We start from the raw sequence: 12908 nt of genomic DNA on the forward strand, positions 1-12908 counted from the left end.
ATTGTCGGTTTTTGGCAAATATTGTTGGTGAACCCGCCCCTACAGGAATCATGGTCAATCGACTGGACATGATATTACTTAACAAACTTACCGCAGCGGGACAAAGTTATAGCCAGTGCTTCCTCCTTGTTTAACTTGCACTAAAATCGGCTTCCCAGCCCGATCGCCCGTGGGCAAAAACTTCACATCCTCGCTCGATCCTGCTGTTGAAAAACTCCGATTTCTGAGTGCTTGTTGCAATCCTTCCCGCGTATTGCTTTGCCGCAAGCCAGCGATGACAGCTTGAGTCGCGTCAAAACTCGTTGCTGTTCGCCAATTCACAATGCCTCCCCAACGCTGGCGGGCATTTTCTGGGAAACGGCTACCGGGATTAGTTTCAGGATGCCAGGGAACGGGCAAAACAATCCCGTCAACGTCTTTTTGTCCGTCTTTTAAAGTTTGAAAGGTGTAGAGCGTAGTGCTGCCGTAGAGTGGCAATTTGCCTCGATTGATGCGAGCCAGAGAAATGGCACGGTCAATGCGATCGATGTGGGGCGCTACCATCAATCCTTGTGCACCTTTGCTGACAGCATCGGCGATCGCACTTTCGGGATTAAAAGAGGGTAAATAAAAGTCGCAAACAGTGGGAACTAATTTGCCACCAGCAGCAGTAAGAGATGCCACAAATTCATCTTTAAATGATATGTTATCCGGTGCTTGGGAATCATAACAAACCGCAATATTAGTTTTGGCTGCTGTTTTCACTCCATATTCTGCTAAGGGAGCTGCCATTAAGCTAATATTGGGTACTGTCCGAAAGATGTAGCTGCCAAATCCTGATAGATTATTGGCAAAGCTCGTCTGGCGCTCCGGGTGCGATCGTTGCCGATGTAGATGTAGATGTAGGTCTATTTTAATTTTTGGCATTCAATAAACCGGGAAGGAACTTGTAGGCGCCCAACCAAATTAAGCCGATGGCAATAATAAAAATAATGGGGGGCGGGCTGTTGTTTTTGTTAGTATCTTGATACAGAATTTTTTCTATTTATTTTGATACTGTAATTATTCATTCAACTAATGTTCACGTCAATTCATATAATTCATTAATTAAGTTCATAAAAGTCATACAGCACTTTCCAGGTAAGTGAAGTACAGAGAAACCGGGTTTCTTGAATCAAACCGGTTTCTGGCGAGAAATCCACAAGAAACCCGGTTTCTGGGGTGTACTTTATAAACCTGGAATCCGCTGTATTTGTAATAGCTGTTGCAAGAAGTGCGATCGCCCTTATTCAAATCCGGCCCGCTAAACTAACGAGAATAGGAGAATTATCAACAATATTCCTGGAGGCGCGGGTGTTCAGAAACCGGGTTTTTTGCGAGAATACTTGGTTACAACTCACATCTTGCACCATTCTCGCTTAACAGGCTTTCCGGCCTGTTCCACAAGAGATAAATTTTCTTGTGGAACAAGCCGGAAAGCCTGTTCATAAAAAGATTATTGAGAATGCTGCAATATCTCAGTTACAACCCGCAGATTCTGTAAAAACCCGGTTTCTTTGATTGTGATGCGTAACTCCCGTTGATATTAACCACCGCCACCGTCACCGGCACTAATCGTGAATATCATGCAGGACTTACCCACTCCGACCAAAGAAACCGGGTTTTTTACGAAAAGACGCGTTAGATCGCAGATTAGGTCAAAAAACCCGGTTTCTGACCCCCATTCGTCCAGGAATAACAATAAATTTAGCGTTGAAGTACCGCGCTTAACAAAGTTAAAACCGTGCAACCAAACACGGCTTCAAATGTATATCTTCGCGAAGGTTTATAAGGGTAAGAATTCCAAACGCGCAATTCTCCATTAAAGCCGCGCGACGCTAAACTCAACGAAACTTGACGGTAGTTTTCCAAAGTTCGCTGAAGCAATTGCCCGATTAAAATGCTTAAACTCTGCATTCCCCGCTTCCAAGTGCGGTAGCCACAGCGCGAGTTTTGTGCTATCCAAAGTTCATGGGCGATCGCCAATAAGCTAAAAATAAACCGATACATTAGTAATAGCAGTTCTGTGACTAACTCTGGACAGCGTAATTGTCTGAGAATCTGCAAGATTTCGGTAAATGGAACCGTCAAGAGAATGAAATACATACAACTTGTCGATGCGAAGGCGCGGGCAAACAGCAAGCTCACTTGGTATATTCCAGTGCGGCTCACATACAGATAAAAAGTGCCGATGCTAATGCCCCAACCTTGCCAAATATCCCACTGAATTTCCTGAATTTGACTTAACTCAACCGCACCCAGCGCCAAAGCAGGCAAACTTGTCAGCAAAAACATCAACGGTAGCGACAGCAACCGCAAATACAGTTTCGCCGGAATACCCGCATAGATGACGATCCAGACGGTTAACCAAAAGCCGATCGACAATTGGACGATCGCCCCAGAAACGAGAGACAGAATTAAAAGGGCGATCGCAAAGGATAACTTGTGAGATGGCGGCAACCCCCGCAAGCGATTTGTATAAGCCAGACTATCAATCTGATGGTTCATTCTGACGGCTATTCATCATCAGATTTTTGTCGCTGCGATCGCCCCTTGTACAGCCCGATCGCATATCCAATTACGCCAGCCCCCAGCGCCGCTTGAGTCGCAAACAGCAAACTTTCAATTTCTCCGCTAGCAGGCTCAAAAAAATGGTTAAACCAAGGTTGATAGTCAGGTTGAATTTCCGCAATCGCTTTCTGTGCTTCCCCATCCGATCCGCCGTATTCACCCCGGACAAAAACTAGGGGAATAACGGCAAGCGCGATAACAGCAATTACCAACATCCAATTTTGTTGTGAAGTAGCTTGCTGATTTCTTGTGTTTTTTTGACTCACGGCTTATGACTCCTGTCTCAATAATTTCAAAGTTTCCAACTCCGGCTTCCCGTAAGAATGCAGCCAATTCCAGACCAATAGAGTCAGCAATCCTTCACTAATCGCCAGGGGTACTTGAGTGATAGCAAAGATGCCAGCCAACTTGAGAAACGAAGCCATAAAACCGCCAATTGCTGCCGGAAAAGCTAACGCTAATTGAATCGAAGTCGTCACATAAGCCAGTAAATTTGCTAAAGCCGCCGCACAAAAAATTGCCGCCCGTTGCCTGCCAGTTCGCATCAGCAATTGATAGATAAAATAGGCAGCGAAAGGGCCGACGATCGCCATCGAAAACATATTCGCTCCCAGCGTTGTCAGCCCGCCGTGAGCTAACAGTAACGTTTGAAACAGCAGAACTAAAGCCCCCAGTACAGCCATCACCGAAGGGCCGAACAAAATTGCACCCAAACCGGTACCCGTCGGGTGAGAACAACTGCCCGTTACCGAGGGAATTTTTAAAGCAGAAAGCACAAAAGTAAACGCACCCGCCAAAGCAAGCAATAATTTAAGTTCCGGGTGTTCTTTTGTAATACGAGTAATCGATCGCAAACCTACTGCAAAAAAAGGCAACGCCACCATCCACCAAAACGCCGCCCATTGCACCGGCAAAAAACCTTCCGAAATGTGCATAGCTGCGGCGGGCGTTGCCGAACCCAGGACAATATAACAACTCAAGCCAGCCATCAATCCCAAGCTGACCAATTTCCGATTTCTGGCCTTCACGCTGAACCTCGCAGATGAGACTATGTAAACTAACACATCGGCGGGCATCCTGACTCAGAAAGCGACAAAACTCTCATTACAGTTGCGGGACAGCGCCGGACTTGCACCGAACTTTCCCCGTTTCCTCTAACGGCTGCTCCCCATTAGAACCGACTGGTTACACATAGTTTAGTCGATCGCGTAAGTCTCAGCAAATCTTTTACAAAAATTACTTCAGATTAACTAAGGAATGAGAATTAAATAACTTCCACTCTTGAAAGTGGGATGGGCTCTTATAGCCCGTCATGAGTGGACGGGCGGGACACCCATCCCACAATCACAATTAAAATTGTAAGTTATTTAATTCGCGTTCCTAAGTCAAAATTACCTCTCATCTTCTCTTCCTTCGCGTCTTCGCGGTTCGTTCCATAAATACTATTGCCCAACAAATCAACGGTATAATATTAGTGAGTTTTGAGGAAAGCCGCCATGTTAGATTACAAATTTCCGAGGCACTGGCCCTCAGCCGATGAACTACCAGACTCAGATGAAACTCCTGTGGATAACGAACTGCAAGAACTAATACCAGGGTTGTTAAAAGCAATATTGCTCATACTTTGGGCAGAACGCATGGACTGGTTTTTTGGCATAGATATGGGTATTTATCATCACCCTGACGAACCGCCCATTGTCCCCGATGCTTTCTTAAGTTTAGGAGTAGAACGATTTTACGACGAAGAATTGCGCCCCAGTTACGTGCTGTGGGATGAAAATGTTCTGCCTACTTTTGTGCTGGAAGTTGTTTCCCCAACTTATCGCAAGGAATACAGCACAAAATTAGACACTTATCAAGCTTTAGGCGTACTTTATTACGTCATTTATTCTTCCCGCCGCCGCCGTAAACCTCATTTGGAAGTACACAAGTTAGTCAATGGGAAGTACGAGTTACAGCCAGAACATCCAGTTTGGATGCCTGAAATTGGTTTGGGGATTGGTTGTGAAAGGGGAAGTTATTCTGGGGTGACAAGAGAGTGGTTGTATTGGTATGATGCCGATGGAAAACGTTATCTGACACCTGAAGAACAGGTGAAAGAATCAGCGCAGCGCGCCCAACAGGAATCCCAGCGCGCCGATCGACTGGCTCAGCGATTGCGGGAGTTGGGGATAGATCCTGATAATCTGGGCTGATGGCAATCAAGAGTACCTCAGTGTTGTACTCTAGACGCTCACAAACCGGGTTTTGCAACGCCCGATCGATCGTCCTCAAAGGAGGATTTTCTGGAAAAAACCCGGTTTCTGCCTCCAGAAATGTGTGAATATTATCGCAAAAATCAGGAAGTATCTAGCTAGATTTGGGAAAAACAGAAAGTTGGACGGCAAACATTGAGATGCAGCTCGAAAACATGAAAATCAACAGAGGTTATTAAATAATGGTCATGAATCTGCGTTCTTACGATATCATCTGTTTTGGTGATGAAGTTCCAGGAGTTCTAGCTGTTATCTCTGCCTCCAGAGAATATCTTCGCCGAACAAAGCGTTATCCGCGAATTCTACTGATGTCTAAAGGAAGCTTGCAAGAAGGAATTGGCGGGCATTTGGTAAGAGGCGGTCTTGCTTATTTAGATAGAAGTCAGATTAGTGAAGAACTTCAAAAATCTTTAAAGTTAGATACCTTTGGTTCACCAGCGACAATCTATAAAGAATTCTTACAAAAATCCGGTGTCACCGCAATTGCACTTGACCCCCGCAAAGCCAGTGCAGCCCTGAAAGAAATGCTGGTAAAAGCTGGGGCCGATCTCCTGAGCAAAGTAGAAATTAAATCAGTCAGTAAAGAAGGTCAAAAAATTGTCAGTATAACCACCTCTCAAGGCGTAGTTTATGCCGGCAAGCAATTTATTGATGCCACTGTCAATGCCGAATTAGCTCAAGCTGCCGGTGTGAGAAAGCTGAAGGGATTTGAAACATTTGGTCTGCCTAATTCAGAACTTCCAGTCACCCTCGTTTTTGAAACCCAAGGACTCAGTGCAAGAGCACTGAAAGAATTCGATTATATTTATCTAAAACGCTTTACCAACCTGGCCGATGCAGAGAGTCAAAAATTTTTGCTGTACGCCGCAGGCAAGGATGCCAAACTAGCAGAAGAGCTGCGGCGGGAAATGAGGGACACTCAAGGCAATCTCAAAACTCTGTGGGCGGGTAACGATTACATCGATGTTCGCGCGCCGGCTCTGTCTGTAGCTTACCACTCATTTAGAGGAAGAAAACTATCTTTTTCTGAAACTGGCATAATTTTAGATGAGGGAAATATAGCAATACTTCCAAATGACCGACTTTCGTGGAATGCGCTTTTATTTGCAGTCACAGCCAGCGAAGCCGAAGCCTTAGCTAGAAGCGGGAGCAAACCCACGGCTAATATGCAAAGAGAGATGTTATTTATTACAACTTGGCTGAGGAGTTTGGGGGCTACTTCTGTTACTTATGCCTCAGAACTTTATATCAGACACGCTGGCAATGTGACGGGAGTTGTAGAACCTTTAACTGGCGCACAAATGCTGTTAGGTGGCGTACCTGCTAATGAAGCCCTGGCAACATTTAGCTATCATTTTGATGTACGGGGAGGCATCCAGGGTATTGGCGAGAAAGCAAACAGTCTAGGATGGTTTAAAAGTCTGAGTTTTAAACAGCCTATCTTTAATATTGGCATCCGCCACGCATTAATTAAAAACGTTCCTAACTTGGCAGTAGTCAGTCCGTGTTCGGGATTTGAAGGGTTAGCCTGTTCTGTCGGCAGAATAGTTGAATTCAACGCTGCAGTTGGTCAAGGTGTGGGTATCGCTGCGGTTAATGCCATTCTAAATAACAAAAATCTAGCCGATGTATCTAACCAAGAAGTGAGACAAGTTCTCGCCCAAACAGGCCAGTTACCTAAAATTTTTGGAACTCCCAATAGTGGTGAGGCAATGCTATTGGCGCAATTCGAGACTCTTGTCACTTCGGATGCTATTGCATAATCTCAATCCCGGTTGCACTCCTCATGATTATTGATTGTTGACTAAGCTGTTGTGGCATTTAAATTGTATGTCAAAAAATAATCAAACTTTTTTGGGGTGTCCCACCCGCCGTGAATATACAATTTAAATGCTCAACTGTATTAGCCTACTCGCTAACAACAAATCCTTACTTCTTCTGCGGGCACTTTGGATGAATCCCCCCCTGCAAACAAATGTAAGCAATTTGACTTTTATCTAAATTCTTAGCCTCCGCAAAATCAACTCCTAGGAATCTACCTGATTTACTACCAGTCGTGGGATTTTGAATAAATTGCTCCGAAGCTGCTTTCCCCAGAAACACCGCGCCTTTAAAATCCGCTCCCGCTAAATTCGCGCCCCGAAAATCAACCGAACTCACCTCTGCATTCCGAAAATTGGCATCTTGCAACCGAGCATCTTTTAAATTCACGTTGGCGAGTTTAGTCGAAGTCAAATTGGCATTTTGTAAGTTTGCGCCGCTCAAATCAGCACCGGATAAATCAGCACCTTGCCATTCCGATTTAGACAAATTTGTCAAGGACAACTGAGCGCCTTGAGCCTTAACTTTGCCCAAACGTGCACCGGACAAATCCGCTCGCGACAAATTCGCGCTTCCTATATCGGCTCCGGTAAAACGGGCATTTTTTAACATTGCTTCCTGTAAATTGGCTCCAATTAAAATAGCACTGCTGAAATTAGCTGAATTCAAATTGCCGTTTGACAAATTAGCTTTGTTCATGACAGCGCGCACAAAATTAGTCCCGTTCATTACAGCACTGTTCAAAGACGCCCCGGTCAAATTTACTCCTTCCAAATTAGCGCCGCTCAAGTCAGAAATCCAATCGTCAAATGTACCCGGACGCCTGTCTTCGCCGGTGCCGTAAAAGCGAGATCCCTGCAAGCTGGCATTGGTTAAATTGGCATTTCTCAACTTAATTCCCGACAAGTCAACTTTGTTTAAAACTAAAGTAAACTGAGATGGGCCGGCAGGACTTTGAGCTAAATCCGTGCGGCTGAGATCGACACCGTTGAGTTGGCTGCTATACACTGTGAGAATTTTGCCGATCGCCCTTTGTACTGTTCGCTGGCGGGCGGCCGCTAACTCGCGTTCCGGGGCCTTGCCGTCAAACCGCAGGGAATCGAGGTCGTTGCTGAGGGCTTGGTTCAACCGCTGCAAGTCAGGCAAAGCTTTCGGCCCGCTACTGACTAAAGCTTGCTGGATCGCGTCCAGCATGGCCCGGTTGTCTTCTTGAGCTAGCAAATCCGATAGCAGGGGTAGGGCGCGGGAGTCTTCCACCGCCCCCAAAGCCAAAATTGCCGATCGCCTGCCCGATGCCCCGCTAGCCGATGTGGGAGACAATTTGCTGACTAAAGCCACAAATAATTCGTCGTTCCGCTGCCGGGAATCCCGCATATTTGCTTGACTTTGAGTGTAGATGAGAGTGCCGACAAACAAAGTTAAAATCAATCCCGCGCTGCCGACGGTAACTATTACTAAAGTTGTGCCTGGGTGTTGGCGCATCCAATTCCACAAACTGGCATTTACTTTCAGGCCGCTTGGTGGAGTCACAACCAAAGCCGCAATCTGCGCGTCTTCCTCAGTCCAATCTTGAGTCTTGACAGGATTGGCAGACAGTTGATGGGATCGAGCGTTGACGACCAAAGTATTGGCGAGGCGATCGTGTCCCGTTTGCCGTTTGTAGCGCCATGCAAAAGCCCCGTCTGCGAGCACTGCCAAGCCGCTGAGCCCCCCTAAAATCAGCAAATCAGGAAACGCTCCCGTCAAGCGCCAAATGCCGTAAGCGACGCCCAGAGGCACTCCCCAGCGCCCCAAACTTTCGCGAATTAGCACTTGCCCAAAACCCGGAGGAGTACCCGACGCTGTGACAACTTTGACGCCGAACCAGCGTTTGGGGATAGTTTGACCGGTTCTGGCGAGCAAAAACAGTTGCCACCCCGCTAAAACTGCCGGTGCCAGCAGCGCCCCCGACCAGAATAGATTAGTTAGGGGTGCTACTCTGGGGCTGCGATCGCGCACGGGTATGCCCAAGGTACGGGCGACGGTTTCGGATGCTGCTGCTACTGAGGAATTGAGCGGTACGGTTTGAGATTCCTGGTTGACTAATGCCCCGATACTGAAGGGAACGAGGGCGCTGGCCGCAATTAACGAAATTTCCACAGCCCAAGCGCCGCACCTGCGAACCAGCAGTGGCATTTGCTTGGATTGTGTTTGCCAAGACGGATCGGGTTGATTGATGCCGCTGGGCGCGGTGGGGTTAGCCATATTTAGAAATTCCTATTATTTGTCGTTAGTATTTGAGGACTGGGGGGAAATTGCCAATTTATACGCTATGTAGATTAGCACTCCGAGAACGGCAAGAGTCATCAGCGCTGAAATTAGCTGTACGACGCTATTGAAGACTGTCAGGACAATTATCGCTCCGACGGCAAAGGCTGCCACCTGCCCAGGTTTGGGGAGTCTTTGAAACTTGTCCAGTAATTGATTGTAGAAGGTTCCGACGGCTTGATAGCTGTCTGGATTTTGTGTGATGAGTCGCGATCGTTCTACTTTAGCTTTTAGTTCTCCGAACGCTTGCTGCCAATTGAAGTTATTTTGAGGATTCATAAAAAAATTCGGAAGTTATTTTAGATTAATGTGTTTGGAACTGCCATTATCCCCTACCGTCAAAGAACTATAACCAAATGCCATTGTGTGAGGAAACATGAAGATAAATTATCCGGGCGATCGCGGCAAACTGTGGTTTAGCTCGATCGTGACCGTAGCCTTGGCAATGATTTTAGCGGATGCGGGTGCCCTTCGGAGCCAACCGCTACAAATTGCTCCGGGATTTCCCGAACCGCTGGGAGTTTCTGGAGTTTCCGGCGGCCCGAACAATAGTGGCGACTGCGGTTTTGTCTCCCAAGGGCCGAACCACGTCATTGAAGTAACGCAGGATTTGCCTTACTGGCGGATTGCAGTACAAACCGCTGGAGCTCCGAGTTTGATGATTCAAGGGCCGAGGGGGCGTTTCTGCGTGCTGCCGGCGAATGCTGCTGCGGGGAATGTAGAATTTTCCGGTTATGGGGACAAGGGGACTTATGTTATTTTTGTGGGCGATCGAGCTCAAGGTCAACACCCTTACTCTCTCTCTATTTCCCAAAAGCGAAATTAAAAATAAAACGGAATTAGGACGCTTGCTGTGAGAAAATTGCTTTTTGGCGATCGTAAATAAGCCGGATTCCTTACAGCAAGTCCGTGGAAGACCGATTTCATATCAATTTTGTATTTGGTCTCTAACCCACTTGCGAAACAATCTGAGAGTTTGACTCGTGCCCACTGTTTGGCTTTGTTCGCAATATTGAGAAATAGCTTCAATAATTGGCAGATTTGGAAAAGTCGGACTAATTTCCGATTCAACATATTTCCCATCTTGAAGCACATTAATCTGAAGCTTTTTATTTTCATAGCGCCATATTTCAGGTACTCCCAAAGCTTCGTAAGCATCGAGTTGAGTTTTGGAAGTTATATCCACTTCAATAGCTAAGTCAGGCGGCGGATCGATAGTTAAGTCTATCCGCTTTTTGCCAATCATTAGAGCATAATTCTGAATGTAAAAGCAATTGTCAGGTTCAATTCCTTGTAACATACTTTTTCGCTGAAAAGTCGTCGAACCAAAACATTCTCGATCGATTTCAAGTTCTTCGAGTAATATTTTCACCATATCGCCAATGATTTCCTTATTGAATTCATGTTCTGGTAGTGGCATCCTAATCTCCAAAGTTCCTTGACTGTAAGCTATTCTAGAGCCACGGTGTTCTCCCAACTCTTCTAAAATTGCTTCAAATTCCTGCCAGTTGACATCATTTAACAGCACTCTCTGTCCAGGTGGTACAATGATTTGCCTTAATTGCAGCGTTACCATTTCAACCTCCGATTTATTTAAATTATAGAGCTAAAAACCTGCTCAACAGTCAGATTAAGTTCCCCGAAGGCAGACGAAATAATCGTATCGCCCTCTCGGAACTGGCTAACCTGGTATTCCCCCTCTACCAACTGGTAAATCGAGACAGTAGGTTGTTTGGGATTGCCGATGAACCGCCGACCACCCAAGGCAGCATAGTCAACAACCCAGTATTCCGGGATACCCAATCTTTCATACTCAGCCACTTTTACCAGGTAATCATCTTGCCAGTTAGTGCTAACTACTTCGACAACAAGCTTAACAGAGCTACCTTGAGAAATAACTGATGATTTTTTCCAGAGTGGCTCTGACATTAAGGCTGGTTTGTCTAAGACTATAATATCCGGCTGGTAGCCCGTGGTCGTTTCGGGAGGTCTGACAAAATAAGTTGAAGGTGTTACATAAGGAAGATTTAAACGGTCAATTTCTACGTTAATTTTACGAAGCAGAAAACCTGTAACTTCCTCATGGTCTCCATTTGGGTTCATCTCAACTATTACTCCATTGCGTAGCTCGAAACGTCCTTTTCCATCTGGATACCATTCTAAAAAGTCTTCAAATGTTATAGATTTGATTATGGTTTGAATCATGAAAAATTCTCCGTTCATATAGCCATCAATAGTTCGTAGTGAGGACTTGAGTCCTCGAATAGAGTCAACAAGGACTCAAGTCCTTACTACAAACAATTTTTTTAAGGGGAATTAACAGAACATGATATCACATATTAATTAGGTAGGTGTAATAAGGGCAGCTAGAAACCCGACTTCTTCAAAAAGTCGGGGTTCTGGGTGTGATGTTTAAATTTTTTGCTGCGTGTACAGTTCCTTAAACTTGCGCTGCTGCTCGTTGTGATCTACGATCGGAGAGGGATAATGAAGAAGTCGGCGTTCTAAAGACGAAATATTTCCTGTTAGCAAAAATTTAGTATCAACGCGACGCAATTCGGGAACCCAGTGCCGAATATATTCCCCTTCCGGGTCGAATTTCTGAGCTTGACTCGCCGGATTAAATATTCGCAAAGGTTTCGGGTCCATGCCGCTAGATGCACTCCACTGCCAGCCGCCGTTATTAGCAGAAAGGTCGGCATCTATCAATTTTTGCATGAAGTATTTTTCACCCCACTGCCAGTTAATAATTAAATCTTTGGTGAGGAAACTGGCGACTATCATGCGACAGCGATTGTGCATCCAACCTGTCTGATTTAACTGCCGCATTGCTGCATCGATAATAGGATAGCCTGTTTTGCCTTTACACCAAGCTTGAAAGAGTTTTTCATTGTTCTCCCAAGGAAAGTCTTTGAATGCTTGACGGTAGGGGCCGTCTGCTAATTCTGGGAAGTTATACATGGCGTGTTGGTAAAATTCTCGCCACGCTATTTCCTGTTGCCAAGTACGGATGCTTGTAGACGCTTCTTCGCTGCTGCAAGTGTCCATTACTATTTGGGTAGCTTGCCAAACAGTGCGGATGCCAATTGCACCAAATTTGAGGGCTGCGCTGAGTTTGGATGTGCCGTTAATGGCGGGAAAATTGCGCTGTCCTTGATATTTGTAAATTGCCCGATCGCAAAATTCTTCTAATTTTTTTTGCGCTGCATCTTCTCCTGGTTCTATTACTAATGGGTTTTCCCAAATAAATCCTAAACTAGAGGCAGTTGGCACTGTTTCCCTTGCACCTGCTTGGTTGGCGATTGCTTGTTCTTCGGCGGTTAATCCGGTCATTAATTCCAGATAAGTTATCGGCAGTGTCTCTACTGGTTGGGCTTTTCGTTGACTGTTCCATTTTTTCCAAAATGGTGTATAAACTGTGTAGGGAGTCCCTGTAGCGCTGCGAATTTCATCTGGGGCGTGCAGGAGTTGATCCCAGAAATTTTGAACTTGAATTCCTGCTTGTTGGAGGGCGTTTGAGACGGCCAGATCGCGCTGTTTGGCGTAGGGTTCTACATCCCAGTTCCAAAATACTGCTTGGGCATTTATAGCTGTTGCTAATCTCGGTATTCCTAGGATCGGGTCATCTTGAATTATCAGCAATTGGCTGCCTGCTTCCCTGTAACGCGAGGAGAGTTTTTGCAAGCAGCCGATCATGTAGGTGACTCTGGCTGGGGCTACGTCATCGCGATTTAGGATATTGCGATCGAGACAAAAAATTCCGACTACTTTCGGGCTTTGCTGGCGCGCTGCTGCCAGTCCGATGTTGTCAGAAATACGCAAGTCGCGGCGGTGCCAAAATAAAATTAGATTGGATATATCAGACATTCGATTTTAGATTTTAGATTTTAGATTTTAGATTTTACAGTTCTGGACACAAGCGGGTTCAAAAACCCG

12 protein-coding genes and 1 riboswitch are annotated in these 12908 nt (G+C 45.7%); of the genes, 3 read left to right on the forward strand and 9 right to left on the reverse strand.

The window, feature by feature from the left end; translation table 11 throughout:
- Nucleotides 1-87 precede the first annotated feature (87 nt).
- From QT973_RS02790 to QT973_RS02805, 4 genes are all read right to left on the reverse strand, one after another.
- Complete coding sequence (locus QT973_RS02790; protein WP_333055003.1) at nt 88-906, reverse strand: ABC transporter substrate-binding protein; 819 nt, start codon at nt 904-906, stop codon at nt 88-90.
- Nucleotides 907-1725: 819 nt separating this feature from the next.
- Nucleotides 1726-2526, reverse strand: a complete 801-nt coding sequence (cbiQ, locus tag QT973_RS02795; RefSeq protein WP_333055002.1) for a cobalt ECF transporter T component CbiQ — start codon at nt 2524-2526, stop codon at nt 1726-1728.
- An 8-nt stretch (nt 2527-2534) separates the two neighbouring features.
- Nucleotides 2535-2855, reverse strand: coding sequence for an energy-coupling factor ABC transporter substrate-binding protein (locus tag QT973_RS02800; RefSeq protein WP_333055001.1), 321 nt, complete (start codon nt 2853-2855; stop codon nt 2535-2537).
- A 3-nt stretch (nt 2856-2858) separates the two neighbouring features.
- A complete protein-coding gene (locus QT973_RS02805) occupies nt 2859-3578 on the reverse strand; it encodes an energy-coupling factor ABC transporter permease (protein WP_333055094.1) in 720 nt (239 codons plus the stop codon).
- A gap of 61 nt (nt 3579-3639) precedes the next feature.
- Nucleotides 3640-3786: riboswitch (cobalamin riboswitch) on the reverse strand.
- A gap of 299 nt (nt 3787-4085) precedes the next feature.
- On the opposite strand from QT973_RS02805, the gene QT973_RS02810 reads away from it, so the two are divergent.
- Nucleotides 4086-4784 carry a Uma2 family endonuclease gene (locus tag QT973_RS02810; RefSeq protein WP_333055000.1) on the forward strand — a complete coding sequence of 233 codons (699 nt, stop codon included), beginning with the start codon at nt 4086-4088 and terminating at the stop codon, nt 4782-4784.
- A gap of 248 nt (nt 4785-5032) precedes the next feature.
- Complete coding sequence (locus tag QT973_RS02815) at nt 5033-6607, forward strand: FAD-dependent oxidoreductase (protein ID WP_333231893.1); 1575 nt, start codon at nt 5033-5035, stop codon at nt 6605-6607.
- Between the two features lie 166 nt (nt 6608-6773).
- Here the strand turns inward: QT973_RS02815 and QT973_RS02820 are convergent, their stop codons facing one another.
- Both QT973_RS02820 and QT973_RS02825 read right to left on the reverse strand, forming a co-directional pair.
- Nucleotides 6774-8909, reverse strand: a complete 2136-nt coding sequence (locus QT973_RS02820) for a pentapeptide repeat-containing protein (RefSeq protein WP_333054998.1) — start codon at nt 8907-8909, stop codon at nt 6774-6776.
- Nucleotides 8910-8924: 15 nt separating this feature from the next.
- Nucleotides 8925-9251 carry a hypothetical protein gene (locus QT973_RS02825; protein WP_333054997.1) on the reverse strand — a complete coding sequence of 109 codons (327 nt, stop codon included), beginning with the start codon at nt 9249-9251 and terminating at the stop codon, nt 8925-8927.
- 97 nt (nt 9252-9348) lie between these two features.
- On the opposite strand from QT973_RS02825, the gene QT973_RS02830 reads away from it, so the two are divergent.
- Complete coding sequence (locus QT973_RS02830) at nt 9349-9798, forward strand: hypothetical protein (RefSeq protein WP_333054996.1); 450 nt, start codon at nt 9349-9351, stop codon at nt 9796-9798.
- A 102-nt stretch (nt 9799-9900) separates the two neighbouring features.
- Here QT973_RS02830 and QT973_RS02835 read toward each other — a convergent pair whose 3' ends face one another.
- The 3 genes from QT973_RS02835 to QT973_RS02845 form a co-directional block, all read right to left on the reverse strand.
- Complete coding sequence (locus QT973_RS02835; protein WP_333261800.1) at nt 9901-10548, reverse strand: Uma2 family endonuclease; 648 nt, start codon at nt 10546-10548, stop codon at nt 9901-9903.
- Nucleotides 10549-10565: 17 nt separating this feature from the next.
- Nucleotides 10566-11177, reverse strand: a complete 612-nt coding sequence (locus QT973_RS02840) for a Uma2 family endonuclease (RefSeq protein WP_333054994.1) — start codon at nt 11175-11177, stop codon at nt 10566-10568.
- A gap of 207 nt (nt 11178-11384) precedes the next feature.
- Complete coding sequence (locus QT973_RS02845; RefSeq protein ID WP_333055093.1) at nt 11385-12830, reverse strand: FAD-binding domain-containing protein; 1446 nt, start codon at nt 12828-12830, stop codon at nt 11385-11387.
- Between the last annotated feature and the right edge of the window lie 78 nt (nt 12831-12908).

This window comes from Microcoleus sp. Z1_A1, assembly GCF_036700305.1.
In the GTDB taxonomy this organism is placed as follows: Bacteria; Cyanobacteriota; Cyanobacteriia; order Cyanobacteriales; family Microcoleaceae; genus Microcoleus.